Source organism: Jidongwangia harbinensis, from assembly GCF_020216025.1.
Classification (GTDB): Bacteria; Actinomycetota; Actinomycetes; order Mycobacteriales; family Micromonosporaceae; genus Actinoplanes; species Actinoplanes harbinensis.
On record NZ_JAIWNC010000030.1, the window covers coordinates 1 to 25504 of the forward strand.

The 25504-nt window shown below is 72.2% G+C and carries 31 protein-coding genes and 2 tRNA genes; 11 read left to right on the top strand and 22 right to left on the bottom strand.

The window, feature by feature from the left end:
* A partial coding sequence (locus tag LDL48_RS30855) for a DAK2 domain-containing protein (protein ID WP_225258644.1) occupies nucleotides 1-929 on the bottom strand: 929 nt, incomplete at its 3' end.
* 151 nt (nucleotides 930-1080) lie between these two features.
* Between LDL48_RS30855 and rpmB the strand changes: the two genes are divergently transcribed.
* Entirely contained in the window at nucleotides 1081-1272 is a 192-nt protein-coding gene (gene rpmB, locus LDL48_RS30860) for a 50S ribosomal protein L28 (protein ID WP_106316350.1), read from the top strand.
* Nucleotides 1273-1405: 133 nt separating this feature from the next.
* Here the strand turns inward: rpmB and LDL48_RS30865 are convergent, their stop codons facing one another.
* Both LDL48_RS30865 and LDL48_RS30870 read right to left on the bottom strand, forming a co-directional pair.
* The gene (locus LDL48_RS30865) at nucleotides 1406-1864 is read right to left on the bottom strand and encodes a GNAT family N-acetyltransferase (RefSeq protein ID WP_225258645.1); all 459 of its coding nucleotides are present in this window, start codon (nucleotides 1862-1864) and stop codon (nucleotides 1406-1408) included.
* A 23-nt stretch (nucleotides 1865-1887) separates the two neighbouring features.
* Nucleotides 1888-2826 (bottom strand): thiamine-phosphate kinase, encoded by a 939-nt coding sequence (locus tag LDL48_RS30870; RefSeq protein WP_225258646.1) that lies wholly within the window; start codon nucleotides 2824-2826, stop codon nucleotides 1888-1890.
* Between the two features lie 101 nt (nucleotides 2827-2927).
* On the opposite strand from LDL48_RS30870, the gene LDL48_RS30875 reads away from it, so the two are divergent.
* The 3 genes from LDL48_RS30875 to LDL48_RS30885 all read left to right on the top strand — a co-directional run bounded on the left by LDL48_RS30875 (nucleotide 2928) and on the right by LDL48_RS30885 (nucleotide 4419).
* On the top strand, nucleotides 2928-3161 hold the full coding sequence (locus tag LDL48_RS30875) for an Lrp/AsnC ligand binding domain-containing protein (protein WP_225258647.1): 234 nt from the start codon (nucleotides 2928-2930) through the stop codon (nucleotides 3159-3161).
* A gap of 1 nt (nucleotide 3162) precedes the next feature.
* Nucleotides 3163-3789, top strand: coding sequence for a DUF3515 family protein (locus tag LDL48_RS30880; protein WP_225258648.1), 627 nt, complete (start codon nucleotides 3163-3165; stop codon nucleotides 3787-3789).
* Nucleotides 3790-3861: 72 nt separating this feature from the next.
* Nucleotides 3862-4419, top strand: coding sequence for a DUF2087 domain-containing protein (locus tag LDL48_RS30885; protein WP_225258649.1), 558 nt, complete (start codon nucleotides 3862-3864; stop codon nucleotides 4417-4419).
* A 6-nt stretch (nucleotides 4420-4425) separates the two neighbouring features.
* On the opposite strand, the gene LDL48_RS30890 is transcribed toward LDL48_RS30885, so the two are convergent.
* A complete protein-coding gene (locus LDL48_RS30890; RefSeq protein WP_225258650.1) occupies nucleotides 4426-5517 on the bottom strand; it encodes a D-alanine--D-alanine ligase family protein in 1092 nt (363 codons plus the stop codon).
* A gap of 205 nt (nucleotides 5518-5722) precedes the next feature.
* Between LDL48_RS30890 and LDL48_RS30895 the strand changes: the two genes are divergently transcribed.
* Entirely contained in the window at nucleotides 5723-6181 is a 459-nt protein-coding gene (locus tag LDL48_RS30895; protein ID WP_225258651.1) for a protein-tyrosine phosphatase family protein, read from the top strand.
* A 46-nt stretch (nucleotides 6182-6227) separates the two neighbouring features.
* On the opposite strand, the gene LDL48_RS30900 is transcribed toward LDL48_RS30895, so the two are convergent.
* From LDL48_RS30900 to LDL48_RS30930, 7 genes are all read right to left on the bottom strand, one after another.
* A complete protein-coding gene (locus tag LDL48_RS30900) occupies nucleotides 6228-6917 on the bottom strand; it encodes a hypothetical protein (protein ID WP_225258652.1) in 690 nt (229 codons plus the stop codon).
* Complete coding sequence (locus LDL48_RS30905) at nucleotides 6914-7786, bottom strand: ABC transporter ATP-binding protein (protein WP_225258653.1); 873 nt, start codon at nucleotides 7784-7786, stop codon at nucleotides 6914-6916. The genes LDL48_RS30900 and LDL48_RS30905 overlap by 4 nt, the downstream gene beginning before the upstream one ends.
* Entirely contained in the window at nucleotides 7783-8136 is a 354-nt protein-coding gene (locus LDL48_RS30910; protein ID WP_225258654.1) for a GntR family transcriptional regulator, read from the bottom strand. The genes LDL48_RS30905 and LDL48_RS30910 overlap by 4 nt, the downstream gene beginning before the upstream one ends.
* A gap of 89 nt (nucleotides 8137-8225) precedes the next feature.
* Nucleotides 8226-8585: a hypothetical protein gene (locus LDL48_RS30915; RefSeq protein ID WP_225258655.1), complete on the bottom strand. Its 360-nt coding sequence runs from the start codon at nucleotides 8583-8585 to the stop codon at nucleotides 8226-8228.
* A 25-nt stretch (nucleotides 8586-8610) separates the two neighbouring features.
* Nucleotides 8611-9711, bottom strand: a complete 1101-nt coding sequence (locus tag LDL48_RS30920; protein ID WP_225258656.1) for a cystathionine gamma-lyase — start codon at nucleotides 9709-9711, stop codon at nucleotides 8611-8613.
* Entirely contained in the window at nucleotides 9708-10703 is a 996-nt protein-coding gene (locus LDL48_RS30925) for an NAD(P)H-dependent glycerol-3-phosphate dehydrogenase (RefSeq protein ID WP_225258657.1), read from the bottom strand. The genes LDL48_RS30920 and LDL48_RS30925 overlap by 4 nt, the downstream gene beginning before the upstream one ends.
* Nucleotides 10700-11428 carry a lysophospholipid acyltransferase family protein gene (locus LDL48_RS30930; RefSeq protein ID WP_225258658.1) on the bottom strand — a complete coding sequence of 243 codons (729 nt, stop codon included), beginning with the start codon at nucleotides 11426-11428 and terminating at the stop codon, nucleotides 10700-10702. Before LDL48_RS30930 ends, LDL48_RS30925 begins: the two co-directional genes overlap by 4 nt.
* A 127-nt stretch (nucleotides 11429-11555) precedes the next feature.
* Between LDL48_RS30930 and cofC the strand changes: the two genes are divergently transcribed.
* Genes cofC through LDL48_RS30950 form a run of 4 tightly spaced genes read left to right on the top strand, consistent with a single transcriptional unit; the run spans nucleotide 11556 to nucleotide 15648 of the window.
* Nucleotides 11556-12197 carry a 2-phospho-L-lactate guanylyltransferase gene (cofC, locus tag LDL48_RS30935; protein WP_225258696.1) on the top strand — a complete coding sequence of 214 codons (642 nt, stop codon included), beginning with the start codon at nucleotides 11556-11558 and terminating at the stop codon, nucleotides 12195-12197.
* A gap of 20 nt (nucleotides 12198-12217) precedes the next feature.
* The gene (locus LDL48_RS30940) at nucleotides 12218-12415 is read left to right on the top strand and encodes a cold-shock protein (RefSeq protein ID WP_255629482.1); all 198 of its coding nucleotides are present in this window, start codon (nucleotides 12218-12220) and stop codon (nucleotides 12413-12415) included.
* Nucleotides 12416-12470: 55 nt separating this feature from the next.
* A complete protein-coding gene (locus tag LDL48_RS30945; RefSeq protein WP_225258660.1) occupies nucleotides 12471-14762 on the top strand; it encodes an RNA degradosome polyphosphate kinase in 2292 nt (763 codons plus the stop codon).
* Nucleotide 14763: 1 nt separating this feature from the next.
* Nucleotides 14764-15648, top strand: coding sequence for an NUDIX hydrolase (locus LDL48_RS30950; protein WP_225258661.1), 885 nt, complete (start codon nucleotides 14764-14766; stop codon nucleotides 15646-15648).
* Here LDL48_RS30950 and LDL48_RS30955 read toward each other — a convergent pair.
* From LDL48_RS30955 to leuC, 4 genes are all read right to left on the bottom strand, one after another.
* On the bottom strand, nucleotides 15635-16063 hold the full coding sequence (locus tag LDL48_RS30955) for a hypothetical protein (protein WP_225258662.1): 429 nt from the start codon (nucleotides 16061-16063) through the stop codon (nucleotides 15635-15637). The two genes, LDL48_RS30950 and LDL48_RS30955, sit on opposite strands and share 14 nt — an antisense overlap.
* Nucleotides 16064-16183: 120 nt before the next feature.
* On the bottom strand, nucleotides 16184-17014 hold the full coding sequence (locus tag LDL48_RS30960) for an HU family DNA-binding protein (protein WP_225258663.1): 831 nt from the start codon (nucleotides 17012-17014) through the stop codon (nucleotides 16184-16186).
* Between the two features lie 175 nt (nucleotides 17015-17189).
* Entirely contained in the window at nucleotides 17190-17777 is a 588-nt protein-coding gene (leuD, locus tag LDL48_RS30965) for a 3-isopropylmalate dehydratase small subunit (protein WP_225258664.1), read from the bottom strand.
* A gap of 18 nt (nucleotides 17778-17795) precedes the next feature.
* The gene (gene leuC / locus LDL48_RS30970; RefSeq protein ID WP_225258665.1) at nucleotides 17796-19238 is read right to left on the bottom strand and encodes a 3-isopropylmalate dehydratase large subunit; all 1443 of its coding nucleotides are present in this window, start codon (nucleotides 19236-19238) and stop codon (nucleotides 17796-17798) included.
* A gap of 49 nt (nucleotides 19239-19287) precedes the next feature.
* On the opposite strand from leuC, the gene LDL48_RS30975 reads away from it, so the two are divergent.
* Nucleotides 19288-19974: an IclR family transcriptional regulator gene (locus LDL48_RS30975; RefSeq protein ID WP_015625005.1), complete on the top strand. Its 687-nt coding sequence runs from the start codon at nucleotides 19288-19290 to the stop codon at nucleotides 19972-19974.
* A 562-nt stretch (nucleotides 19975-20536) separates the two neighbouring features.
* Here the strand turns inward: LDL48_RS30975 and LDL48_RS30980 are convergent.
* The 3 genes from LDL48_RS30980 to LDL48_RS30990 all read right to left on the bottom strand — a co-directional run bounded on the left by LDL48_RS30980 (nucleotide 20537) and on the right by LDL48_RS30990 (nucleotide 21675).
* A tRNA-Glu gene (locus LDL48_RS30980) sits at nucleotides 20537-20609 on the bottom strand.
* 96 nt (nucleotides 20610-20705) lie between these two features.
* Nucleotides 20706-20777 (bottom strand) — tRNA-Gln (locus LDL48_RS30985).
* Between the two features lie 94 nt (nucleotides 20778-20871).
* Nucleotides 20872-21675, bottom strand: coding sequence for an NmrA family NAD(P)-binding protein (locus LDL48_RS30990; protein ID WP_225258666.1), 804 nt, complete (start codon nucleotides 21673-21675; stop codon nucleotides 20872-20874).
* 56 nt (nucleotides 21676-21731) lie between these two features.
* On the opposite strand from LDL48_RS30990, the gene LDL48_RS30995 reads away from it, so the two are divergent.
* Nucleotides 21732-22499 carry a TetR/AcrR family transcriptional regulator gene (locus LDL48_RS30995; RefSeq protein WP_225258667.1) on the top strand — a complete coding sequence of 256 codons (768 nt, stop codon included), beginning with the start codon at nucleotides 21732-21734 and terminating at the stop codon, nucleotides 22497-22499.
* On the opposite strand, the gene LDL48_RS31000 is transcribed toward LDL48_RS30995, so the two are convergent.
* From LDL48_RS31000 to LDL48_RS31015, 4 genes are all read right to left on the bottom strand, one after another.
* Nucleotides 22486-23289 carry a fumarylacetoacetate hydrolase family protein gene (locus LDL48_RS31000; protein WP_225258668.1) on the bottom strand — a complete coding sequence of 268 codons (804 nt, stop codon included), beginning with the start codon at nucleotides 23287-23289 and terminating at the stop codon, nucleotides 22486-22488. The genes LDL48_RS30995 and LDL48_RS31000 overlap by 14 nt on opposite strands.
* 39 nt (nucleotides 23290-23328) lie before the next feature.
* The gene (locus tag LDL48_RS31005) at nucleotides 23329-23577 is read right to left on the bottom strand and encodes a helix-turn-helix transcriptional regulator (protein WP_225258669.1); all 249 of its coding nucleotides are present in this window, start codon (nucleotides 23575-23577) and stop codon (nucleotides 23329-23331) included.
* A 79-nt stretch (nucleotides 23578-23656) separates the two neighbouring features.
* Nucleotides 23657-24508 (bottom strand): ABC transporter permease, encoded by an 852-nt coding sequence (locus LDL48_RS31010; RefSeq protein WP_225258670.1) that lies wholly within the window; start codon nucleotides 24506-24508, stop codon nucleotides 23657-23659.
* 40 nt (nucleotides 24509-24548) lie between these two features.
* Nucleotides 24549-25487 carry an ABC transporter ATP-binding protein gene (locus tag LDL48_RS31015; protein WP_225258671.1) on the bottom strand — a complete coding sequence of 313 codons (939 nt, stop codon included), beginning with the start codon at nucleotides 25485-25487 and terminating at the stop codon, nucleotides 24549-24551.
* Nucleotides 25488-25504: the final 17 nt, after the last annotated feature.

The window sequence follows — 25504 nt, forward strand, 5'->3', positions numbered from 1 at the left end:
GGGGCGGCGGCCGGGGCTGGCGCGGCCGCGGCTGGCGCGGGCGCCGCGGGCGCGGGCGCCGCGGGCGCGGCCGCCGAGACCACCGGCGACGCCGAATCACTCCGCGCTCCCGAACCAGGCTGCGCCCCGGCGGCAGGCCCCGCTGTCGCGGCGGGCAGGTCCGGGTCGGCGGGCTGCTGCGCCGTGGTGGCGCTCAGCGCCTCCACCAGGGCGTCCAGGAGGAGGCACAGCCCACGGCCGCCGGCATCCACCACCCCGGCGCGGGCCAGCACAGGAAGCTGCTGCGGGGTGCGGGCCAGCGCCTCGGTCGCGGCCCGGGAGGCCGCCCGCGCCACCGCCAGCAGGTCGTCGGAGCGCACCTTGCCGGCCGCGTCGGCGGCGGCCGCCACCACCGACAGCACGGTGCCCTCCACCGGCCGGGCCACCGCCGCATAGGCCGCCTCGCTGGCCGACCGCAGCGCCCGGGCCAGCTCGCCGCCGCGCACCGCGACCGCGCCCGCGAACTCCTCGGCCATGCCGCGCAGGATCTGCGAGACGATCACGCCCGAGTTGCCCCGGGCGCCGAGCAGCGCGCCGCGCGCCATCAGGCGCATCGCCTGCCCCAGCGGCGTCGGCGCCGGCCCGCACGCGGCGACCTCGCCCTCCAGCGCCGGCGTCCGCCCCTCGGCGTACGCCGAATCCCCCAGCGCCCGCGTCTGACCCTCGGCGTACGCCGAGTCCCCCAGCGCCCGCGTCCGCCCCTCGGCGTACGCCGAGTCCTCCAGCGCCTGCTGTGCCGAGGCGAGCGTGAGCACCAGGTTGGTGCCGGTGTCACCGTCGGGCACGGGATACACGTTCAGCTCGTCGATCTCGTGCTGGTGCGCGCGGAGCGCCGCGAGCCCACCGCCGCACCAGCGATGCACGGCGGCGTCGTCCAGGGTTTCCAGCACGCGAAAATCGTACTAAGCAGCACCGACATTCTCCCGCTCACGCAGTCCTCCGGGGTGATTAGCTGGCCCGGCGCCGCATCGGGTACCCTGGTCGGGTTGCCCGGGACGATGTCTGGGCGTTTCGAAGATCGATCAATCCCAGGAGTTACCCGTGGCAAGCGTGTGCGACGTCTGTGGCAAGGGGCCGGGCTTCGGTCACAACGTGCCGTGGTCGAAGAAGAAGACCAACCGCCGCTGGAACCCGAACATCCAGTCGGTGCGCACCCCCGCCGGTGGCGGCACCACCAAGAAGCTTCAGGTCTGCACCTCGTGCATCAAGGCCGGCAAGGTCGTCCGCGCCTGACCTGCTCCACCCGTCAGCCCCTGGATCCGTCGGGTCCGGGGGCTGCGTGCTGTGTCGCTGCCGTCATCCCACGAGCGTCCCGGTCGCCGTGGCGGGCCGGTCGACTGCGCGATGCGCCGGCACGAGGCTGCGCTCAGAGGTCCCGGGCGAAGGAGAGCACCCCCTCCTCGTCCCGGTAGTAGCCGAAGTCCGGAATCCGCTCGTACCCGCAGGACTGGTACAGCGCGATCGCCTCAGGCTGCTTGTCACCGGTCTCCAGGATCACCCGGGCCCGCCCGTCGGCCCGCGCCGAGTCCTCCACCACGGCCAGCAGCCGCCGGGCCACCCCGAGGCCCCGGGCCGCCGGCGTGGTGAACATCCGCTTGAGTTCGGCGTCCTCGCCGTGCACCCGCCACCCGGCGCAGCCGATCAGCTCGTCGCCGCGGCCCGCCACGAAGAACCGGCCGCGCGGCGGCGCGAAGTCCGCCGCGGACACCGGGGTGTCGTCGCCGCTGCCGCCGTACCGCTGGGACAGCTCGGCCAGCGCCTCGCCGACCAGCTTCTGCACCGCGGGTTCGTCGTACCGGGCGGCCCGGATCTCGATCTCACTCACCCGGACCACCTTAGGTTCTGCACTCAGCGGAAGTGGTCCCAGCCGGTGCCGCCCTGCCAGGGCAGCCGGTCCACGGTGACGCCGGTGCCCTCGTGCACGCCGCCGATCACCCGCCAGTCGTCCGGCAGCACGGTGTCGCGCGGGAACGTGGCCGCCAGGGCGTGGTCGTCGCCGCCGCTCAGGATCCAGGAGTACGGGTCGACGCCCAGCGCGCTGGCGGCGTCGCGCATCTGGTCCGGGATCTCGAACGCGTCCCGCCGCACGTCGATGCCCACCACGCTGGCGGCGGCGACGTGGCCGAGGTCCTGCAGCAGGCCGTCGGACACGTCGATCATCGAGGTGGCGCCCAGCCGGGCCGCGTCGACCCCGGCCTGGTACGGGACCTGTGGCCGCCGGTGCGCCTCCACGAAGATCTTCGGGGTACGGAAACCGCGGGACAGGATGGCGTACCCGGCGGCGGCGTACCCGGTGCGCCCGGCCAGCGCGACCACGTCGCCGGGCTGGGCACCGCTGCGGACCACCGGGTCGCGCCCGCCCAGGTCGCCGAGCGCGGTCACCGCCACGGTCAGCGTCGGGCTGGCGGACATGTCACCGCCGACCACACCGGCGCCCACCGTGCCGGCCTCCGCGGACAGCCCGCCGGCCAGCTCCTCCGCCCAGGCGACCTCGAGGTCGGTGGGTACGCACAGCGCCACCAGCAAAGCGGTCGGGGTGGCGCCCATGGCCACGATGTCGGCGAGGTTCGCCGCGGCGGCGCGGTGTCCGACGTCCGCCGCGCTGGACCAGTCCCGCCGGAAGTGCCGCCCCTCGACCAGCACGTCGGTGCTCGCCACGACGCGGCCGTCCGGCGCGGTCACCACGGCCCCGTCGTCCCCGGGGCCCAGCAGGCTGCTCCCGCCGCCGTCGAGTCGCGCGACGATCCTGGCGATGAGCCCGAATTCTCCGGCCTCAGCGATGCTCACGTAGAGCCTCTCTCTCCGTACGTGTGGTGGCGCCCTGCTGCCGATCCGATCCGTACGGTAGTTTCACGTTCGGGTCGCCAGCTTTGGATTGGAGTCGGATCGTGGTCCAGGCATACATCCTCATCCAGACCGAGGTCGGAAAGGCTCGTGACGTGGCCGCGGCGATCGACAAAATCGACGGCGTGGTCCGGGTCGACGCTGTCACCGGCCCGTACGACGTCGTGGTGCTGACCGAGGCGCACAACGTCGACGAGCTCGGCCGGCTCATTGTGAGCAAGGTCCAGTACGTCCCGGGCATCACCCGGACCCTGACCTGCTCTGTGGTAAATCTCTGACATGGTGGATCTGCAGACCCGGCCGGCCCGGCAACCCGATCCCACGGTCCGCCGGGCGGCGCTGTGGGCCACCGTGGTCGCGGTGCCGGTGGCCGTACTCGCGGGTCTGTTGATCTTCGCGAAGGTCACTCCGGAGCCGGCCGCGGCACCGGCCGCGACGGCGAGCGCACCGGTGGCCGTGCCCGGCACGCCGGTGCGGATGGCGGCGCCGGCGCTGGCCGCGCGCCCGGCCGAGGTGTGTCTCGCGGTCACCTCGCAGCTGCCCACCCGGGTGCGCAACCTGCCGGCGCGGAAGGTCTCGGCCGGTCCCGAGCAGAACGCGGCGTACGGCGAGCCGCCGCTGACCGTGGCGTGCGGCGTGGCCCAGCCGCAGATGTGCCCGACCACCACGGCGACCGCCGGCTGCGTGCCGCTGGACACCGAATTGCTGATCATGAACCGGGTCTGCTGGTACCCGGCACAGACTCCGGCCGGTGCCGTCTTCACCACCATGGACCGTGAGGTGCCGGTCCAGGTCACCGTGCCGTCCGGCTACGCCAACCCGGCCCAGTGGGCGAACGAGTTCTCCGACGTCGTGGTGCAGACCGACCGGTCCCGGACCACGGGCGTGCCGTCCGGCTGCGGCTGACCCGCGACCGCTGCGGACGTCCGGCCCGGAAATTCCGGTGCGCCGTGACGGTGCCGCCTCTACCGTGGCCGGATGTCGCTGGAAGCCGCCCGGGCCGCGGAGATCCTCGCCCAGTTGTCCGAGCCGGCGCGGCTGCGCGCGTTCGCCGAACTGGTCCACCGGGGTGCGGAGGGCGCCACCCTGGCCGAACTCACCTACGCCCTGGATCTGCCGCTGCCGAAGACCGGCGACGCGTGTGCCCGGCTGGTCGCCCTCGGGCTCGCCACCGGCACCGGAAACGGCGTCTACCGGGCCCGGCCGGAGGGTCTGCGGGAGGCCGCGACGGCGGTGGACCGGCTGCAGCCGATCACCGCGCTGCTCGCCGGTTACCCGTCGTTGCGCGGCTACTTCTCGCACGGCCGGCTGACCGGCATGCCGCCCACCCTCAGCGACCGGTACGACCTGCTCGGCGAGATGCTGTCCGGCTACCTGGCGCTGGACGGCCTGTACGACGAGGACGCGATCAACCGCAAGCTGGCCGGTCTCACCGACGACGTCGCCGGGGTACGGCGGATGCTGGTGGACACCGGCTGGCTGGAACGCGACCGGGCCGGCACCACGTACGGGCCGGGGCGGTCCCCGGCCCGGTGACCGCGGTCAGTGCAGGCCGGTGCCGCGGCGCAGGGCGGCCTGGATCAGCCGGTCCGCCACCTGCGCCCGGGACAGGCCGGTGGCCTCCCACATCAGCGGGAACATCGACGTGGGCGTGAAGCCCGGCATGGTGTTGATCTCGTTGAGGTAGATCCGGTGGTCCGCGGTGACGAAGAAGTCGACCCGGGCCAGGCCGGCGCAGTCGAGCGCGGTGAAGGTCCGGCGTGCGTACTCGCGCACCTGCTCGGTGATCTCGTCCGGCAGGCCGGCCGGGATGTCGTACTTGGCGGCCTCCAGGTACTTGGCCTCGAAGTCGAGGAGATCGCGTTCGGGTACGTGGACCTCGGCCAGCAGGGACGCCTCCGGCACGCCGTCGGTCTCGCCCTCCAGCACGCCGCACTCGATCTCCCGGCCCACGATCGCGGCCTCGACCAGCACCTTGGGGTCGATCTGCCGGGCCTCGGTGATGGCGTCGTCCAGGTCGGCCCAGGTGGTGACCTTGCTGACGCCGTACGACGAGCCGGCCCGCGCGGGCTTCACGAACACCGGCAGCCCGAGCCGCTCCCGGTCCGCCTCGGACAGCGACTGCCCGGCCCGCAGCACCGTGTACTTGCCGACCGGGATGCCCTCGGCGGCGGCCAGCTTCTTGGTGAACTCCTTGTCCATGCCGGCCGCCGAGGCGAACACGTTGACCCCGACGTACGGGATGCCGGCCATCTCCAGCATGCCCTGGATGGTGCCGTCCTCGCCGTACGCGCCGTGCAGGACCGGGAACACCACGTCGACGCCGGCCAGGGACCGGACCCCGTCGGCCGGCTCCAGCACCATCAGTCCGGACGAGGTCGGGTCGGCCGGCAGCACCACGGTCGAGCCGGACTCGGCGGTGATTTCGGGCAGCCGGCTGTCCTGGATGGACAGCTGCGCCGGGTCTCCGGCGGCCAGCACCCACGCGCCTTCGCGGGTGATGCCGACCGGCACGACCTCATATTTGTCCGGGTCGAGCGCGGCCAGGATCCGGCCGGCGCTGACGCACGAGATCGCATGTTCGGTGCTCCGGCCGCCGAACACGACGGCGACGCGGGTCTTGCGAGGGATCATCGCGGGAAGGCCTCTCCTGAGCGGCTGGACTGCGGTGTTCGCCTGGTGTCGCTAGGCTGCCTGCGGGCATTGCCGGGGTGACCCTACTCTGCGTAGACAAGCAGTGGGACGAGGGCGGAGGCTGGCCCGACCAAAAGAGGACACGGAGTAGATGAGACCAGCACTGCACGTAATCGGATGGCCCGGACCGGGCCGCATCGCGACGATGGCGCACCCGCGCGGCGGGCCCTGGCTCGCCGACGAGATGACCGGCTTGTCCCGGGCCGGCGTGGATGTCTTCGTCTCCGCCCTGACCTGGGACGAGGACCGCCGGCTGGGTCTCACCGAGGTGGCCGGCGCGGCCGCGGCCGTGGGCATCGAGTTCATGTCGTTCCCGATCGCCGACCGCGGAGTGCCGCGGGCCCGGGACATCGCCGACGACACCGACGCCATGGCGCTCGGCGTCCGGCTGGCCGCGCACGTCCGGGCCGGCCGCTTCGTGGTCACCCAGTGCTTCGCCGGGATCGGGCGGTCCACGTTGCTCGCCGCAGTGACGCTCGTCATGCTCGGCGTCGGACCGGAACGCGCGCTGCAGATGGTGTCGGAGGCGCGCGGCCTGCCGGTGCCGGACACCGAGGCCCAGCGCCACTGGCTGTACGAGTTCGCCGCCACCCACTGCGGCTGAGCCGCACCCCCGATGCCGCGGCCGGCTCAGCCACACCCCGGGCGCCTCAGCCCGCGGTCCGGGCCACCGCCACGTCCCGCATCTGCAGGTAGAACGCCGCCGTCCCGGCCGCGGTCAGCAGCAGCGACACGGTGAGCCCGGCGGCGTACGGCAGCACCCGCGCCGACGGCGTGTCCTCCGGGCCGAAGATGCCGAGCAGCGCGTCCGTCACGGCCAGCGGCAGCGCGGCGGGCACGAGCAGCAGCAGTCCGGCCCACCAGCGGAACCGGTAGAACCCCGCGGTGATCAGCGCACCGGAGACCAGCCAGCCCAGTGCGGCCGGCAGGAGGTGGCCGAACTCGCGGACCGCCCCGGCCGCGGAGAACGCCGGGTACGACTCCGGCGGGCCGCCGAACGCCGTCCAGACCAGCCACTCGACCCCGTGGCCGATCGGCACCATGGCGGCGTACCCGACGGCGGTGATCGCGCCGAAGACGCCGGCGCCGAGCAGGAAGTCCCGGCGGGTGACGCCGTTGGCCAGGTACAGCTTGAAGTGGGTGGCCACCAGCATCACCCCGATCACCAGCAGCCACCACTTCAGGCCGTGGCCGGCGATGATGATCCACAGGCTCAGCTTCACCTCGGCGACCTGGGCCAGCACTGCCGTGCCGACCGCGGCCACGACCGCCACGGTGCACCAGAACCACACGATGATCGGTCGGTAGATGCGGAACAGGGACCGGGCCACGACCGTCATCGCTGTGCTCCCGTCAGGTGGACGAACAGTTCCTGGATGCCGACCGGTCCCACGGTGAGACCGTCGGCGTCGGCCCGGGCGGCGTCGGCGTCGTCCAGGCGGCCGTAGAGCGTGGCGGCACGGACCCCGCCGAGGCTCTGCTCGCTGAGCACCGTGCGCCCGGCGACGAACCGCTCGACGGCCGCGGCCGGGCCGGTCACCGTGACGCCGCGGCCGCGCAGCACGTCGGCCTCCTCGTGCAGCACGAGCCGGCCCCGGTCGATGATGATCACCTGCTCGAACAGCTCGGCGGCCTCCTCGATGAGGTGGGTGGAGAGGACGACCGTGCGCGGGTACGCCAGATAGTCGGCGAGCAGTTCGCGGTAGAAGGTGGTCCGGGCCGCCGCGTCCATGCCGAGGGACACCTCGTCGAGGAGCGTCAGCGAGGCGCGGGCGGCGAGGCCGAGCACCGCCCCGAGGATGGACCGCTGGCCACGGGAGAGCGTGGTGACCCGCTGGCCGGCGGGCAGGCCGAACGTGTCGAGCAGCCGGGCGGCGTACTCCCGGTCGAAGGTCGGCCGCAGGTCCGCGGCGAACGACAGCACCGCGCCCACCCGGTCGCTGTCGGCGACGTCGAGGGTGTCCCGGACGAAGCAGGTCTGCCGCATCACCTGCCGGTTCTCGAACGGGTTGACCCCGCCCACGGTGACCGTGCCGGACGACGGCCGGCGGTACGACGCGAGCACGCTGAGCAGGCTGGTCTTGCCGGATCCGTTGCGGCCCAGGAGGCCGTAGATCTTGCCGGGCGCGAGGTCCAGGCTGAGTCCGTCGACCGCGACGGTGGGGCCGTACCGGACGGTGAGGTCGCGGAGCACGATGTCGGTGATCATCGCTTCCGCCCCAGGTAGTCGAGGATCTCCTGGACGTCGACGCCGATCATGCGGGCCTCGGCGACCATCGGATCGACGACATCGGCGAAGAACCGTTCCCGGCGTTGTCGGCGCAGCCGGGCGCGGGCGTCCGGGCTGACGAACATGCCGATGCCGCGCTTCTTGTAGAGCACGCCCTCGTCGACGAGCTGGGCGAAGCCCTTGGCCGCGGTGGCCGGATTGATCTGGTAGAACGCCGCGTACTGATTGGTGGACATGATCTGTTCGTCCTCCTTGAGCGTCCCGCTCAGGACGTCGTCCTTGATGCCGTTGGCGATCTGCAGGTAGATGGGGCTGCGGTCATCCAGCACGACAGCTCCCTAGTTCAGTAGTTCATTACTCATGTAATGAACCATAGAACCACGACGCCAGCCGCGCAAGGTGCCGGACAAGAGGGGGCTCAGGCGGCGGCGAAGGACTGCGGCAGTACGCCGTCGTCCCAGAGCCGGTCGAGATGCGCGAGGAAGCCGGTCAGGCTGCGTTCCAGCTCGCGCCGCTCCGCCGTGGACAGCAGCGCGAGCGGGTCGGAGAAGACCAGGCCGGCCGGATGGGCCGCACGGGTGCCGACGAACCGGCGGCACGCCGAGCACCAGACGTAGCTCACCAGCGTGGGCCGGCGGGCCGCCTCCGGAGTGGTGAGGTACGCCCGTACCGCCCGCTCACCGCACGCCGGGCAGTCCCGCTCACCCGGCTCGACCAGGAAGCTGGTGCCCTGCGCCAGCGCCTCCACCTGACCCGCGTCGAAGCTGCGCCACGCCATGGGCGAAACGGTAACCGACCGGCCGTCAGGCGCGGTCCAGCGCGGCCGTCAGGTCGGCCAGCAGATCGTCGGTGTCCTCGATGCCGCAGGACAGCCGCACGAACCCCGGCGCGGTGTCGTCGCCCCACTGGGCCCGCCGGTCCGCCGTGGTGTGCAGCCCGCCGAACGAGGTGGCCGCGAAGACCAGCGTGGACGCCTGCAGGAAGCCGGCCACCCGCTCCGCGCTGCCCAGGTCGAACGAGACGATGCCGGGGATGCGCCGCATCTGAGCGGTGGCGACCGGGTACGACGGGTCGTCCGGCCGCCCCGGCCAGCGCACCCCGTGCACGTCCGGACGGGCGGCCAGCAGCTCCGCCACCGCGGCCGCGTTCGCGGTCTGCCGGGCCAGCCGCAGGTCCAGCGTGCCGATCGACCGGTGCGCCAGCCAGGCGTCGAACGCACCGGGCACGCCGCCGGTCTGCGACCGCCAGCTGGTGAGCCGGGCCAGCAGGTCGGCGTCGTTCGTGGCGACATAGCCGAGCAGCGTGTCGGAGTGCCCGGTCAGTGCCTTCGTACCGGACGCCACGACCACGTCCGCGCCCAGCTCCAGCGGGCGCTGCCCGAGCGGGGTGGCGGTGGTGTTGTCCACCACGACCAGCGCACCGGCGGCGTGCGCGGCGTCCGCCACCGCCCGGATGTCGCAGACGTCCAGTCCCGGGTTCGCCGGCGTCTCCAGCAGCACCAGCCGCACCCCGGCGAACGACGGGTACGGCCCCGCGGTCGGCACCAGCAGCGGCTTCACCCCGAGGTCGCGCAGCGTGCCGTCGGCGAACGCGCGCACCGTGAAGTACCCGTCCGACGGCAGCGCGACGGTGTCGCCGGGTCGCAGCACGGTCAGCAGCATCCCGGTGATCGCGGCCTGCCCGGAGGCGAACGCCAGCACCGCGCCGCCCTCCAGCCGGCCGATGGCCGCCTCCAGGGCGCGCCGGGTCGGGTTGTCCGGCCGGCCGTAGCCGTTCTCGCCGGGCCCGGTGACCGGATCCAGGTGGTACGGCGCCGCGAACACCGGACCGGGCAGGAACGGCTGACCCGGCACCGGTTCGGGCAGTCCGGCATGCACCGCCGCGGTGCTGTCTCCGGTACTCATTCCTGCTTCATCTCCCGGCCCATCAGCAGTTTGACCGCCACCCGCGGGTCCACGCCCTCGTGGCAGACCCGTTCGACCTGTTCGGTGATCGGCATCTCGACGCCGTGCGCCCGGGCCAGGTCGCGGATGGACAGGCAGCTCTTCACGCCCTCGGCGGTCTGCCGGGTGGACGCCTGCGCCGACTCCAGCGACTCGCCGCGGCCCAGGTGCTCGCCGAACGTGCGGTTCCGGGACAGCGGCGACGAGCAGGTGGCCACGAGGTCGCCGAGGCCGGCCAGCCCGGCGAAGGTCAGCGGGTCGGCGCCCACCGCCACGCCCAGCCGGGCCGTCTCGGCCAGGCCACGGGTGATCAGCGACGCCTTGGTGTTGTCGCCCATGCCCATCGCGCTGGCCATCCCGTACGCCAGCGCGATGACGTTCTTGACCGCACCGCCCATCTCGCAGCCGACCACGTCCTCGCTGGTGTACGGCCGCAGGTAGGGCAGCGCGATGGCCTGCTGCACCCAGCGGGCGCGCTGCAGGTCGATGCCCGCCACCACGGTCGCGGCGGGCTGCTCGGCGGCGATCTCCGGGGCCAGGTTGGGGCCGGACACGACCACCACCCGGGCCGGGTCCACCCCGGCGGTCTCCACGATGACCTCGCTCATCCGCTTGGTGGTGCCCAGCTCGATGCCCTTCATCAGCGAGATGAGCGTCGAGTCGGGCGCGAACGCACCGGCCCATTCGGCCAGGTTGCCGCGCAACGTCTGGGACGGCACCGCGAGCGCCACCAGCTCGGCGTCGCGCACCGCCTCGGCCACGTCGCTGGTCGCGGTGATCCGCTCGGGCAGCTTGACCGACGGCAGCGAGCCGTCGTTGCGGTGCTGCTCGCGGATCGCGGCGGCGACCGACTCGCGGCGGGCCCAGATGGTCACGTCCGCACCCGCCTCCGCGAGCACCTTGGCGAACGCGGTGCCCCAGGCGCCGGCCCCGACCACCGCGGCGCGGGTCATTCGGCCACCCCGCCGTCGGCCGGACCGCGGCCCACCCGCTCGTACAGCGGGGGCGGATCGCCCTCCCGGACGGTGGCGAGCAGATCCCGTATCGCGATCATGATGGTGTCCGTCATGTCATCCAGCACCGCCCGCGTCGGCGCCTCACCCACCCACCGGGACAGGTCCACCGGCGGGCCGGCGGTGACCCGCACCGGCGTACGCGGGCGGAAGTTGAGTCGGTTGGTCCGCGGGTCGAAGACCCGCTCCGGGCCCCAGTTCGCCACCGGAACCACCGGCGCACCGGTGACCAGGGCGAGCCGGGCCGCGCCGGTCTTGCCGCGCATCGGCCACAGGTCGGGCTCGCGGGTCGTGGTGCCCTCCGGGTAGATCACCACGACGGCGCCCTGCTGCAGCGCGTCCACCAGGACGTCCAGCGATTTGACCGCCTCCACGCTGCCGCGTTCCACCGGGATCTGCTTCACCTTACGGAGCAGGAAGCCCAGCACCGGGACCTTCCACAGACTGGCCTTGCCGAGAAACCGCGGCCACCGGCCGAGCCCGTAGACGAAATGCGCGATGACCAGGGGATCGAAGTGCGAGACGTGGTTGGGCACCAGGATCACGCCGCCGGTGCGCGGCACGTGCTCCTGCCCGGTCCAGATGCGTTTCGTCCAGACCGTGAGGACCGGCAGCACCAGTCCGACCGCGAACCGCCGCCAGAAGCCGAGCCTGCGGTGCGCCACGGTCCCTCCCTGCCTCGCCCCGGCGGACCCGCCGCCGTCCCCCGTCACCCCTGCGTCGAAATCATGCCTGTTCGCGGCGATGAGGACCAGGCAGGGGTACGGACGGCGGCGCTGGCAGGATGGCGGGGTGGCGCAGAACTGGACGGCGGTGATCCCGGTCAAGCGGCTGCACGCGGCCAAGACCCGGCTGCGTGGCGCGGTACCGGCCGCCCGGCACGAGGAGTTGGCGCTGGCGCTGGTGCGCGACACCGCCGCCGCGGTCCTGGCCTGTCCCGGGGTCGCCGAGGTGCTGGTGGTCACGGACGACCCGGCGGCGGCCGACGCGGCGCGGGCCCTGGGCGCCCGGGTGGCGCCGGAGGACGGCGCCACCGACCTGAACGCCGCGCTGCGCCGGGCGGACCGGGTCACCGGGCCCGGCCGCGACCGCGCCGTGCTGACCGGCGACCTGCCCGCACTGCGCCCGGAGGAGCTGGCCGATGCGCTGCGGCGGGTGGGCACCCGGGCGTTCGTGCCGGACGCGGCCGGCACCGGCACCGTGCTGCTCGCCGCCCCGGCCGGCGTGGACCTCGATCCGTGCTTCGGGGTGGACTCGGCGGCCGCCCACGCCGCGTCCGGGGCGGACCGGCTGGCCGGGGACTGGCCGGGACTGCGCCGCGATGTGGACACGGTCGCGGACCTGCGGGCCGTCCTGGCCCTCGGCACCGGCCCGCACACCTGCGCGGTGCTGCGCGCGGCCGGCCGGGCCGGGGACTGCCGCCCGGCGGCCTGAGACACGGTACGGTGCCAGGCATGCAAGGGACGGTCGCCACCTTCGATCCGGACACCCACGCCGGCACGCTGCTGCTGGACGACGGGACCGAGCTGCCGTTCCCGCCGGAGTCGTTCGGGCGCTCCGGGTTGCGCCTGCTCCGGCTGGGCCAACGGGTCGACGTGCGGACCAGCGCGGACGGCACGGTCACCCGGATCGGGCTACCCGGAATCGAATAAGTTGATCAAGGAGTTGTTCATTCACCGTTAACCCCGGTCGGGTGATGATGGAGACATGCGCACCCCGCCTCGGACACCCGACCCGACCGCGCCCGTTCCGGCCGAAGCCGGTCCCCGGCGTGGCCCCAACGGCCGCTTCGCCCCGCGCGGCACGAAGGAGCCCGGATCCGAGCCGGAGACGGCCGCGCCCGCCGCGCCGGCAACCGCCACCGCGGTCCCCGTCGAGCCGGCCGACCCGGCTGATCCGGAGGACGCCGACGTGACCGGGGACGAGGACGACGACCTGCCCGAGGACCGGTTCCTCAACCGGGAACTCTCCTGGCTCGACTTCAACGCCCGGGTGCTGGCGCTGGCCGAGGACCCGGGCACCCGGCTGCTGGAACGCGCCAAGTTCCTGGCCATCTTCGCCGGCAACCTGGACGAGTTCTACATGGTCCGGGTGGCCGGCCTGAAGCGCCGCCTCAACGCCGGGCTGCCGATGCGCGGCGGCGACCGCTCCTCCCTGCGCAACCAGCTCGAGATGATCACCGAGCGGGCCGCCGACCTGGTGACCCGGCACGCCGCCTGCTTCGGCGAGGAGGTCCGGCCGAAGCTCAGCGCCGAGGGCATCGAGCTGGTCACCTGGAGCGAGTTGGACGCACCGGAACGCGAGCGGCTGCGGACGTACTTCCGGGAGAAGGTCTTCCCGGTGCTGACGCCGCTCGCGGTCGACCCGGCGCACCCGTTCCCGTACATCTCCTCCCGGTCGTTGAATCTCGCCGTGGCACTGCGCAACCCGGACGAGAGCGGCTCCGAACTGTTCGCCCGGATCAAGGTGCCGAACAACGTGCCGCGGTTCGTCACCGTGCAGAACGACAGCCGGGGCGCGCGTTTCCTGCCGGTCGAGGAACTCATCGCGGTACACCTGGATCAACTCTTCTCCGGCATGCAGGTGCTGGAGTGGCACCTGTTCCGGATCACCCGCAACGCCGAGCTGGAGGTCGACGAGGACCGCGACGAGGACCTTCTGCAGGCGCTCGAACGCGAGCTGGCACAGCGCCGGTTCGGTCCGCCGGTCCGCCTCGAGGTGGCCGCCTCGATCAGCGACCACGTGCTCGACCTGCTCACCCGCGAACTGGACATGGACAGCAACGACGTGCTGCGGGTCCCGGCGCCGCTCGACCTGTCGGCGCTCTGGCAGGTGTACGGCGAATGCGACCGCGACGACCTCAAGGACCGGCCGTTCGTCCCGGCCACCCATCCGCAGCTGGCCGACGGCGAGGTGCCGCGCAGCGTCTTCAACCGGCTGCGCGAGTGCGACATCCTGGTGCACCACCCGTACCACTCGTTCTCCACCAGCGTGCAGCGCTTCATCGAGCAGGCCGCCGCCGACCCGAACGTACTCGCCATCAAGCAGACGCTGTACCGCACCAGCGGCGACTCCCCGATCGTCGACGCCCTGGTGGACGCCGCGAACGCCGGCAAGCAGGTGGTGGTGCTGGTCGAGGTGAAGGCGCGCTTCGACGAGGTGGCCAACATCGGCTGGGCGCGCACCCTGGAACGGGCCGGCTGCCACGTCGTCTACGGCCTGGTCGGCCTCAAGACGCACTGCAAGACCGCGCTGGTGGTGCGCCAGGAGGGCAGCCAGATCCGGCGCTACTGCCACATCGGCACCGGCAACTACCACCCCAAGACCGCCCGGTTGTACGAGGACTTCGGCATGCTCACCGCCGACCCCGAGGTGGGCGCGGACGTCACCGACCTGTTCAACGTGCTCACCGGATACAGCCGGCAGACCGCGTACCGCCGGTTGCTGGTCGCGCCGCACAGCGTCCGCAAGGGCCTGATCGAACGGATCGAGGAGCAGGCCCGGGTGGCCCGCGAGGGCGGCGAGGCGCTGGTGCAGTTCAAGGTGAACTCGCTGGTGGACGAGGAGACCATCGACGCGCTGTACCGCGCCTCCCGGGACGGGGTGCGGATCGACCTGGTGATCCGGGGCATGTGCGCGCTGCGGCCCGGCGTACCCGGGCTGTCCGACAACATCCGGGTGCGCTCCATCGTGGGCCGGTTCCTGGAACACTCCCGGGTGTTCCGGTTCGGCGCCGGCGACGACGCCGAGTACTGGATCGGCTCGGCCGACCTGATGCACCGCAACCTGGACCGCCGGGTCGAGGCGCTGGTGCGGGTCACGCTGCCGTCGGCCCAGAACGAGCTGCGCAACGTGCTGGAGCTGTCGATGAAGGACGAGACCGAGGGCTGGGACCTGGCCGCTGACGGCACCTGGCACCGGCGCCCGGCCAGCGCCACCGAACGGCACGTCCACCTGCAGGAGGCGCTGCTGCGCAGGGTCATCGGCAAGGCCGGCTGACGTGCCGGTGGCCGTGGTGCGGGCGGCGGGCGCGGTGCTCTGGCGGCCGGCCGGCGACGGTACCGAGGTCTGTCTGGTGCACCGGCCCTGGTACGACGACTGGAGCCTGCCCAAGGGCAAGCTGGACCCGGGCGAGCATCCGCTGACCGCCGCGGTGCGCGAGGTGCTGGAGGAGACCGGGGTACGCGGCCGGCCGGAGATCCGCCTGCCCGAGGTGGCGTACACGATGCCGTCCGGCGTACCGAAGACCGTGGATTTCTGGCTGATGCGCGCCACCGACGCACCGGCCGTCCCGGTCGCGGATCCCACCGAGGTGGACGCGGTGGCCTGGCTGTCTCCGGCGGAGGCGGTGTCCCGGCTCAGTTACGCGCAGGATCGTGAGCTGGTGCGGTACGCCGCCGGGCTGCCGCCGGTCACCGCGGTCACCGCGCTGGTCCGGCACGGGCACGCCGGTCAGCGCAAGGCGTGGGCCGGTCCGGACGGGCTGCGCCCGATCGACCCGCGCGGGCAGGCCGAGGCGGAACGGCTGGCGGATCTGCTGGCCGGGCTCGATCCGGTACGCCTGATCGCGGCCACCCCGTTGCGCTGCAAGCAGACCCTGGAACCGCTGGCCGCCCGGGTGCACCGGCCGATCGTGTCGGACGCGGCGTTCGCCGAGCCGGCCGAACCGGACGAGGTCCCGGCGCGGGTGAAGGCGGCGGCGGCCCGGCTGGCCGAGGTGCGCGGGGACACCCGGGTGGTGATCTGCAGTCAGGGCAAGGTGTTGCCGCCGCTGCTGGCCGCGCTGGCCGAGGACGCCGACCGGGGGCCGTACAAGACCGCCAAGGGCGGCGCGTGGCTGCTCTCCTGGTCCGGGGACCGTCTGCTCGCGCTCACCCGGCTCTAGTGGCGGCCCGTCGTCGCGGTTCCCGGCGGTCCCGGGCCGGTGCCTGGTCCACCCGCCAGTAGCCGACCAGATCGCCGGTGTGCCACCGGGCCCGCCACAGTTCGTCGGAGCGCGGTTCCCAGTCCCGGTACGGCAGCAACGCCACCCGCCAGGACATCAACGCGATCAGGTACCAGCCGACCAGCGGCACCAGGCCGAGTCCGGCGTCCCGCCGCCGGTACGACGACAGCGGCCCCAGCACCGCCACCGCCACCGCCGACCAGACCGACATCACCAGCCAGTCCAGCAACCCGGAGCCGGTCCACCGCTCGGCCAGGTCGCCGAGTGTCCATCCCGGCACGACGGCGGCCGCGAAGATGCCCGCGGCGAGCAGCGACCTGCTGACGAGGCCGCGCGGAGCCGGTCTGTGATCCATGCCCGGACGGTAGGCTCAGCGCCCCGTACAGCGCCGGGACACGCGAAAGGCGTCCACCGTACGGTGGACGCCTTTCGGGTCGTCAGCGGGCCGCTGAGGGCACCTGAGGGAAGCTCAGGCTCAGCGGGTCTTGCGGGTCCGCGTCGCGCCGGTGCGCGCGGTGCTGGCCCGGGCGGCCGGGGTGCTACCGGCAGTGGCCGCCGTGGTCTTGCGGGCGGTGGTCTTCTTCGCCGCGGTCGTCTTGGCCGCCGTGGCCTTGGTGGCGGTCGACTTGGCCGGAGCCGCCTTGGTGGCGGTCTTCGCCGGCGTGGCCTTGGCGGTGGTCGCCTTGGCCGTGGCCGCCTTGGTGGCCGTCGCCGTCTTCTTTGCCGGCGCCGCCTTGGCCGTGGTGGCCTTGGCGGTGGTGGCCTTGGCCGTGGTGGCCTTCGCGGTGGTGGCCTTGGCCGTGGTGGCCTTGGCCGTCGTCTTCTTGGCCGCCGTGGCCTTGGTGGCGGTCGACTTGGCCGGAGCCGCCTTGGTGGCGGTCTTCGCCGGCGTGGCCTTGGCCGTGGTCGCCTTGGCCGTCGTCTTCTTGGCCGCCGTGGCCTTGGTGGCCGTCGACTTGGCCGGAGCCGCCTTGGTAGCGGTGGACTTCGCCGCCGCCGTGGTCTTCTTGGCGGCCGCCGCCTTGGCGACCTTTCCGCTCGCGACCATCTCCCGGAAAGCTGTCCCGGGTTTGAACGCGGGCACCGACGTCTTCTTCACCTTGACCGGTTCGCCGGTGCGAGGATTCCGCGCGGTACGCGCATTGCGCGCCCGCTTCTCGAAGACACCGAAGCCGGTAATCGCTACCCGGTCGCCTTTGGTGACGGCGTTCTCCACCTCGCTGATGACCGCATCCAGCGCCGCCGCCGCCGTCTTCCGGTCTCCCAGTCGGGCGGCGAGCGCCTCGATGAGCTCGGCCTTGTTCACGGTTTTCCTCCCGGTGTGAGAACTGGCCCGATGCAGGCCATTCTGCGCGCACCGTATGCCCTCTGACCAGCAGACACAAACATCTGCATGAAAAAAAGCCTTGTGTCGCAACGAAAATGCCCCCACCGGGAGGTCCGATGGGGGCGAAAAGCCCTCTGGGGCTAAGGATTTCGGGTCAGGCGACGACCGGCTTGAAAGTCGCACGATCCTTCTCGTACGAGGTGATGTCCGCCTCGTGCCGCAGGGTCAGTCCGATGTCGTCGAGGCCCTCCATCAGGCGCCAGCGGCTGAAATCGTCGATCGGGAAGGTCCAGACGGCATCGTCCACGCGGACTTCGCGGGCACCCAGGTCGATGGTGAGCCGCTTGTCCGGCTCGCTTTCGGCCATCGCCCAGAGGGCCTCCACGGCCTTGAGTTCGAGCTGGACCGGCAGCAGGCCCTCCTTGAGCGCGTTGCCCCGGAAGATGTCGCCGAACCGGGGCGCGACGACCGCCTTGAAGCCCCAGTCGCGCAGCGCCCAGACCGCGTGCTGGCGCGACGATCCGGTGCCGAAATTCGGGCCGGCGACCAGGATCGTGGAGCCGGTGTACGCCGGATTGTTGAGGACGAAGGCCGGATCGTCGCGCCAGGCGCTGAACAATCCGTCCTCGAATCCGGTCCGGGTGACCCGCTTCAGGTACACGGCCGGGATGATCTGGTCGGTATCCACATCGGACCGGCGCAGGGGCATCACGGTGCCGGAGTGGGTGGTGAACTTGTCCATGGCGGATTCCTCAGACGTCTAGAGGTCGGCGGGGGCGGCCAGCCGGCCCACCACGGCGGTGGCGGCGGCGACCTGCGGCGAGACCAGGTGGGTACGCCCGCCGCGGCCCTGCCGTCCCTCGAAGTTGCGGTTGGAGGTGGAGGCGGCGCGCTCGCCGGGGTTGAGCGTGTCCGGGTTCATCCCCAGACACATGGAGCAGCCCGCGAACCGCCACTCGGCGCCGGCCGCCAGGAAGATCTGGTCGAGGCCCTCCTCCTCGGCGGCCGCCCGCACCCGGAACGAGCCCGGCACGATCATCATCCGGACCCCCTCGTGGACCTTGTGGCCGCGCAGCACCTCGGCCGCGGCGCGCAGGTCCTCGATCCGGCCGTTGGTGCAGGAACCCACGAACACCACGTCCACCGGCACGTTCTTCAGCGGGGTTCCGGCGGTCAGGTCCATGTACTCCAAGGCGCGGCGGGCGGCGTTGCGCTCCACCTCGTCCACGAACTCCTCCGGATCCGGCACCACGCTGTCCAACGGCGCGCCCTGCCCCGGGTTGGTCCCCCAGGTGACGAACGGGCTGATCGCCGAGGCGTCGAGCACGATCTCGGTGTCGTACTCGGCGTCGTCGTCGGTGGCCAGCGACCGCCAGTACGCCACCGCGGCGTCCCAGTCCGCACCGCTGGGCGCGTGCTCGCGGCCCTTCAGGTAGGCGAACGTGGTCTCGTCCGGAGCGATCATGCCGGCCTTGGCGCCCCACTCGATGCTCATGTTGCACACCGTCATCCGGCCCTCCATGGAGAGCTTCCGGATGGCCTCGCCGCGGTACTCCACGATGTGGCCGTTGCCGCCGCCGGTGCCGGTCTGCGTGATGAGCGCCAGGATCAGGTCCTTGGCGGAGACACCGGGCCGCAGCTCGCCGGTGACCGTGACGGCCATCGTCTTCGGCTTGGCCTGCGGCAGGGTCTGGGTGGCCAGGACGTGCTCCACCTCGCTGGTGCCGATGCCGAACGCCAGCGCGCCGAACGCGCCGTGGGTGGCGGTGTGCGAGTCACCGCAGACGATCGTCATGCCCGGCTGGGTGAGACCGAGCTGCGGGCCGATCACGTGGACGATGCCCTGATCCTCGTCGCCCAGCGAACGGATCTGCACCCCGAACTCGGCGCAGTTCTTGCGCAGCGTCTCGATCTGGGTGCGCGAGGTGGTGTCGGCAATCGTGAGCAGGTCGCCGCGGCGGTTGTTGAACGCCGGGTCGGCGTACCCGGTCGGGGTGTTGTGGTCCTCGGTCGCGAGGGTGAGATCGGTCCGGCGCACCGGGCGACCGGCCATCCGCAGGCCGTCGAAGGCCTGCGGGCTGGTCACCTCGTGCAGCAGGTGCAGATCGATGTAGAGCAGGTCCGGCTCGCCCTCGGCCGCGCGCACGACGTGGTCGTCCCAGACCTTCTCGGCCAGGGTCCGCGGCGTAGTGACTCCCACCATCTGGACATCCTAAATTCTGGGAGGTAAGTTTCGGCTTGTGGGACACAGTATGAGCGGTGTCGGCGTTCTCGACAAGGCGGTGGTCATCCTCGCTGCCTGCGTCGACGGCGCCAGCCTGGCTGAACTAGTCGACCGGACCAAATTGCCCCGAGCCACCGCGCACCGGCTGGCACAGGCCCTGGAGATCCACCGGATGCTGGTCCGGGACACCCAGGGCCGGTGGCGGCCCGGACCGCGCCTCGGTGAACTGGCCAACGCCGCACCGGACGTGCTGCTGACCGCGGCCGAACCGCTGCTGGCGGCGTTGCGCGACGCCACCGGGGAGAGCGCACAGCTCTACCTGCGCCGGGCCGACGAACGCATCTGCGTGGCCGCCGCGGAACGGGCCAGCGGGCTGCGGGACACCGTGCCGGTGGGCTCGGTGCTGCCGATGGTCGCCGGGTCCGCGGCGCAGATCCTGCTGGCCTGGGAGCCACCGGAAGCGGTGATGCCGCTGCTGCCGCGGTGCAAGTTCACCGGGCGCACGCTGGCCGAGGTACGCCGGCGCGGCTGGGCGCAGAGTGTGGCCGAGCGGGAGCCCGGTGTGGCGAGTGTCTCGGCACCGATCCGGGACCGCACCGGCCGGGTGATCGCATCGATCTCGATAAGCGGTCCGATCGAACGCCTCGGCCGCCGCCCCGGCGAACGCCACGCCATGGCCGTGGTCCGCGCCGGACAGCGCCTCTCCGGTCTGTAGCGACGCGACCCTTGTGGAGTTCGGGTCGCGCGCGACGATCCCGACCGCACGACTTTCGCGCGCACCCGGCCTGCCGCACGCTCTCCATCCACCCCGGCGTGCGGAGACGCGGCGCCCTCCACCCCAAAACTCCCCACACCCCCATCGCCGCACCCACCGTGTGAAGTAACGGCGCGCCCACCTCCGCCACCCCACCCCGCGTGTGAAGAAGCGGCGCTCACCGCACCCAACCTCCCCACAGCGCGCACCACCCCACCCCGCGTGTGAAGAAACGGCGCCCACCGCACCCAACCTCCCCACAGCGCGCACCACCCCACCCCGCGTGTGAAGAAACGGCGCCCACCGCACCCAATCTCCCCACAGCCACGCCGCCCCGACCTGGCGTGTGGAACTGTGGCGTTCGGCGCACCCGGATTCCGCACGCTCCCGCACCGCGCGCGGGCAGCACCCGGGCGAAACGGCGGAATTCGACACGGCGGACCGGGCGATCGGTCACACTCACAGTGTGACCCCGCGCAACGACAAACGGCCCGTGTCAATGACACGGACCGTTTCTTCGCTGTAGTCCCGAAGGGATTCGAACCCTCGCTACCGCCTTGAGAGGGCGGCGTCCTAGGCCGCTAGACGACGGGACCAGGTCTTGCCGGTGTTGCTCGCGTCTCCCGCTCCAGCAACGGTGCCGAACTCTATCAGAAGTCCAGCGCCGCAGATCTCGCGGAGAGACCGTAGCGCTGGGGTACCAGGACTCGAACCTAGACTAACTGAACCAGAATCAGTCGGGCTGCCAATTACCCCATACCCCATTTGGTACGGCATGCCGTACCGGAGGAGAACTTTACCTGAGCCCAGGGTGCCCGCCAAATCGGGTATCCGTCCGGCGTTTCCGTGACCGTCCGCTCACCGAAATGAGTCCACGTGTCGCCGGGCCCACTCGGCGAACGTGGTGGCCGGCCGGCCGAGGAGTTCCGCGACGGTCGGCACCGGCCGCTGCGGGTGTTCGAGCAGCTGGGCCTGGCCGTCCACGTACCATTCCGCGTACTCCCCCATGACCAGCGCGAGCTGCTCGATCGCCTGGTCCCGGGGCAGCTCGACGTAGGTGATCTCGCGCCCCAGCGCCTCGGCGATCAGGCGGACCCGCTCCCGCCGGGAGAGCGACTCCGGGCCGGTCAGCTCGTACGACCGGCCGTGGTGCCCGCCGTCGACCAGGATGCGCGCGGCCACCGCGGCGATGTCCTCCAGCGCGATCGGCGCGTTCGTGGCGTCGCCGTAGCAGTCCCGCACCATCCCGGTCGACGCGATCTGACCTGCCCAGATGTCCGCGTTCGGCATGAACTCGCCGGGCTCCAGATGGGTCCACGGCACTCCGCACGCCTCGACGCCGTCCTCGATCGCCTGCCAGTGGTCGCCCTTCATCCCGGCCATGTCGACGATGTGCCGCACCCCGGCCGCGGCGGCCAGCCGGCACACCTCGTGGACCGTGCGGATCAGCGGCGCCAGATACATCCGCTCGACGCCGTCCAGTGCGGCCGGCAGCGTCTCCGGCCGGCCCAGGTAGCCCTCCACCACCTCGACGCCGTCCGGCAGCGCCGCCTTGACCGGATTGTTGGTCAGCGCCCGCACGTCGGTCGCACCGAGCGCCAGCAGCTCGTCGACGACCAGCCGGCCCACGCTGCCGGTCGCCCCGGTCACCAGGATCTTCATCGCACACCCCTTCTCGTATGGCCTACGGAAACTATCTCGTAGGGTATACGAGAACCATGACGGAATTCAGCGGCCGGACCGATCCGGAGCGCATCCTGCCGCTGCTGTGGCGGCACCGCGCCCCGGCGGCCGGGCGGCCCACCGGACGGCCGCCGAAACTGACCGTGGACGCGGTGGTGGCCGCCGCCGTGGCGCTGGCCGACGCGGACGGGCTGGCGGCCACGTCGATGGCCAAGGTGGCCGCCCGGCTCGGCGTGGGCACGATGACGCTCTACACGTACGTGCCGTCCCGGGCCGAGCTGGTCGACCTGATGGTGGACGACGTGCTGGCCGGCCGCGCGCTCCCCGGCCCGGGCGACCCCCGCCCGGAGAACTGGCGCGACCAGGTCGGCGTGTACGCCGACCGCACCCGGGCGATGTACCGGGCACACCCGTGGCTGAGCCAGGTCACCCTGGTGCGGCCGCCGATCGGGCCGGGCATGCTGGCCGAGCGGGAGTACGTGCTGTCCACCGTCTCCGGCCTCGGCCTGCCGCTGCACCGGATCAACCCGGCCGCGCTGGCGATCACCGCGTTCGTCACCGCGGGCGCCCGCCAGGAGGCCGACAGCGCACAGCTGCGCCGCGCCACCGGCCAGTCCGACGACGACTGGTGGCTGCAGCGGATGCAGCTGTGGGAGGACTGGTTCGACGTCGAGCGGCACCCGGCCATGACGGAACTGTGGAACGCCGGCGGGTTCCACGAGTCGGAGGACGCGTTCGGGTACGGCCTGGCGGTGCTGCTGGACGGCATCGCGGCCGACGCCGCCGGGTTCAGTCCAGCGTGACGACCGGGTTGGAGAGCGTCCCGATGCCCTGCACGGTCACCGACACGGTGTCGCCCGCGACGATCTCACTCACCCCGGCCGGCGTACCGGTCAGGATCACGTCGCCGGGCAGCAGCGTCATCACGTGCGAGACGTACGACACCAGCGTCGGCACGTCGAACACCATGTCCTTGGTCCGGCCCAGCTGGCGCATCTCCAGCTGTTCCGGGTCGCGGCCCACCTCGCAGCGGATCTCCAGGTCGCGCACGTCCAGGCCGGTGACGATCCACGGGCCGATCGGGCAGAACGAGTCGAAGCCCTTGGCCCGGGTCCACTGCGGGTCGGAGCGCTGCAGGTCCCGCGCGGTCACGTCGTTGCCGCAGGTGTAGCCGAAGATGGCCCGCTCGGCACCGGCCCGGTCCACCCGGCGGGCACCGGTCGCGCCGATCACCACGGCCAGCTCGGCCTCGTGCTCGACCTGCTTCGACTGCGACGGCAGGCGGATCGCGTCGTTCGGGCCGATCACCGAGGTCGACGGCTTGATGAAGATCAACGGCTCCTTCGGCACCTCGTTGCCGTGCTCCGCGGCGTGCTCGGCGTAGTTGCGGCCGACGCCGATCACCTTGCTGGAGAAGATCGGCGCGAGCAGGCGGACGTCGGCGAGCGCCCAGCGCTGCCCGGTGAACCGCACCTCCTCGAACGGCAGGCTGCTGATCTCGGCGACGGTCAGCCCGGAGGTGCCGGCACCGGCCTCACCCTCGACCACTCCGAACGACACGCCACCGGCATGAACAAAGCGAGCGAAACGCACGGTCAACCCCAGAGGTAGTAACGAACACGCGCCGCCAATCTACGCCGGGCGCGGCACCGGGTCGGCGCCCAGGCGGGGGAACGGCCGCAACGAGAAGACCACCTCGACCGGCACCTCGAAGTAGGCGCAGATCCGCAACGCCAGATGCAGGCTCGGGCTGAACTCGCCGCGCTCCAGGTATCCGACGGTCTGATAGTGCACGCCGAGCGCCTCCGCCAGCTGCCGGCGGGAGATGCCCCGCTCGGCGCGCAGCATCGCGATCCGGTTGTAGGTGACCTCGCTGCTCATCCGTCGCCTCCGCGGCCCGACCCGGCGCTCGTCCGCCGCCGTGGTCGCGACCGTAGCCTCCCTGGTCCGCTCGCCCGCCTCACATCGGGGCCCGGGACATCGCCTTCTCGCGGCGGGCCGCCACCGCGGAACCGGACTCCCGGCGCGCCATCCGGCGCAGCACCACCGGTGCCAGCAGCAGCCCGAGCACCGCCCAGAGGCCGAGTACGCCGAAGCCCTCCAGAGTCCGCCACGAGCCGCCCAGTTCCACCGCCGCCATCGCGTCCGGCAGGAACGCCGACCGCATGCCCAGGCCCATCCAGTAGATCGGGAAGACCTGTCCGAGGCCCTGCAACCAGCCCGGCAGCGCGGTGATCGGGTAGAAGATCCCGGAGATCGCGATCAGGCCGAACATGGTGAACATGATGAGGCCGATGCTGCGCGGGTTGTCGAAGATGGAACCCAGCACCGCGCCCAGCGGCATGGTGGCCACCAACGCGAGCGGGATCAGCCAGCACAGCGTCAGCCAGCCGTTCGCGTCCAGCTGCAGACCGTCCACCACGAACAGTGCCGGCACCAGCTGCAGCACGAAGCCGACCAGTGCCATTCCGCCGACCAGCACGATCTTGCCGATCAGGTATCCGGACATCCCGGTCGGCACCGCCTTGGCGCGCAGCAGCGTGCCGTCCTCCCGGTCGGTGACCAGCAGCTGGGCGACGGTGGCCAGGCCGGTGAGGGCGAGGTTCATGCCGAGGAAGCCGGGCAGCGTGCTCGCGCCGAGCGAGAACTCGGTGCCGGGCACCCGCGCGTCCCGCATGAAGAAGACCGTGATCAACGCCACCAGCGACGGGAACAGGTACGTCCACAGGTCCAGCCCGGTGGTCAGGCTCTGCCGGAACTCGATGCCGCCGCGGGCCACCCCGGTCCGCAGCGCGGTGCTGGCCGCACTCATCGCCTACCTCCGCTCCGCCGCCGTGGTCCGGTTCGTCGCCTCACCGGGCCACCGCCGCGAACACGTCCACCGCGTCGGCGGCACGGCCGGCCTCGGACTCGCGTACCAAAGTCATGTAGGTGTCCTCCAGACTGGTGGGCCGCACCTCCAGATCGGCGATGTCCTCGCCGTACTGGGCGAACAGCTCCCGGACGAAGCCGGTCGCGTCCGCGGCCGAGTGCACGTACCGGGAACCGTCCCGGGTCCATCGGACCTCGGTCTCGCCGGCCACCCGGCGGGCCAGTTCGTCCGGCGAACCGTCGGCCACGATCCGCCCGCCGGCCAGGATCAGGATCCGGTCCGCCAGCTTCTCCGCCTCGTCCAGGTCGTGCGTGGTCAGCAGCACCGTGGTGTCGTCCACGTCGGTGAGCCGGTGCACCAGGTCGTGGAACTCACGGCGCGCGGCCACGTCGAACCCGACCGTCGGCTCGTCCAGGAAGAGCAGCTCCGGGCGGCCGACGATGCCGATCGCCACGTCCAGCCGGCGCCGCTGCCCGCCGGAGAGCCGGCCGATCCGGGTGTCCCGCTGCCCGGTCAGGCCGACCACCTCGAGCAACTCGTCCACCGGCCAGGGCCGGTTGATCTGCGACGTGGAGTAGTCGGCGTAGTACGTCCCGAGGTGGCCGAGCAGCTCGCGTACCCGCCATTTGCCGTGGTCCCGCCAGGACTGCAGCACCACCCCGAGCCGCGCCCGCCACCGCTCGCCCCCGGTCGCCGGGTCGTCGCCCAGCACCCGCACCTCGCCCGCCGACCGCATCCGGAAGCCTTCCAGGATCTCGATCGTGGTGGTCTTGCCCGCCCCGTTCGGACCGAGCAGGGCGAGCACCTCACCCCGCCGGGCGACGAAGTTCACCCCGTCGAGGACGTCCTTGGTCCCGTACCGCATGCGCAGGTCGCGGACGTCGATCACCGGTTCGTCCGCGGTGCCGAAAGCCTCCATGTCCAGCACAATATCAA

Coding starts and splice junctions, on each gene's coding strand:
- LDL48_RS30880 (WP_225258648.1), top strand. CDS start 3,163: ATGGTGGATCTGCAGACCCGGCCGGCCCGGCAACCCGATCCCACGGTC.
- LDL48_RS30885 (WP_225258649.1), top strand. CDS start 3,862: ATGTCGCTGGAAGCCGCCCGGGCCGCGGAGATCCTCGCCCAGTTGTCC.
- LDL48_RS30890 (WP_225258650.1), bottom strand. CDS start 5,517: ATGATCCCTCGCAAGACCCGCGTCGCCGTCGTGTTCGGCGGCCGGAGC.
- LDL48_RS30895 (WP_225258651.1), top strand. CDS start 5,723: ATGGCGCACCCGCGCGGCGGGCCCTGGCTCGCCGACGAGATGACCGGC.
- LDL48_RS30900 (WP_225258652.1), bottom strand. CDS start 6,917: ATGACGGTCGTGGCCCGGTCCCTGTTCCGCATCTACCGACCGATCATC.
- LDL48_RS30905 (WP_225258653.1), bottom strand. CDS start 7,786: ATGATCACCGACATCGTGCTCCGCGACCTCACCGTCCGGTACGGCCCC.
- LDL48_RS30915 (WP_225258655.1), bottom strand. CDS start 8,585: ATGGCGTGGCGCAGCTTCGACGCGGGTCAGGTGGAGGCGCTGGCGCAG.
- LDL48_RS30920 (WP_225258656.1), bottom strand. CDS start 9,711: ATGAGTACCGGAGACAGCACCGCGGCGGTGCATGCCGGACTGCCCGAA.
- LDL48_RS30925 (WP_225258657.1), bottom strand. CDS start 10,703: ATGACCCGCGCCGCGGTGGTCGGGGCCGGCGCCTGGGGCACCGCGTTC.
- LDL48_RS30940 (WP_255629482.1), top strand. CDS start 12,218: ATGCAAGGGACGGTCGCCACCTTCGATCCGGACACCCACGCCGGCACG.
- LDL48_RS30945 (WP_225258660.1), top strand. CDS start 12,471: ATGCGCACCCCGCCTCGGACACCCGACCCGACCGCGCCCGTTCCGGCC.
- LDL48_RS30955 (WP_225258662.1), bottom strand. CDS start 16,063: ATGGATCACAGACCGGCTCCGCGCGGCCTCGTCAGCAGGTCGCTGCTC.
- leuD (WP_225258664.1), bottom strand. CDS start 17,777: ATGGACAAGTTCACCACCCACTCCGGCACCGTGATGCCCCTGCGCCGG.
- leuC (WP_225258665.1), bottom strand. CDS start 19,238: ATGGTGGGAGTCACTACGCCGCGGACCCTGGCCGAGAAGGTCTGGGAC.
- LDL48_RS30975 (WP_015625005.1), top strand. CDS start 19,288: ATGAGCGGTGTCGGCGTTCTCGACAAGGCGGTGGTCATCCTCGCTGCC.
- LDL48_RS30990 (WP_225258666.1), bottom strand. CDS start 21,675: ATGAAGATCCTGGTGACCGGGGCGACCGGCAGCGTGGGCCGGCTGGTC.
- LDL48_RS30995 (WP_225258667.1), top strand. CDS start 21,732: ATGACGGAATTCAGCGGCCGGACCGATCCGGAGCGCATCCTGCCGCTG.
- LDL48_RS31005 (WP_225258669.1), bottom strand. CDS start 23,577: ATGAGCAGCGAGGTCACCTACAACCGGATCGCGATGCTGCGCGCCGAG.
- LDL48_RS31010 (WP_225258670.1), bottom strand. CDS start 24,508: ATGAGTGCGGCCAGCACCGCGCTGCGGACCGGGGTGGCCCGCGGCGGC.
- LDL48_RS31015 (WP_225258671.1), bottom strand. CDS start 25,487: ATGGAGGCTTTCGGCACCGCGGACGAACCGGTGATCGACGTCCGCGAC.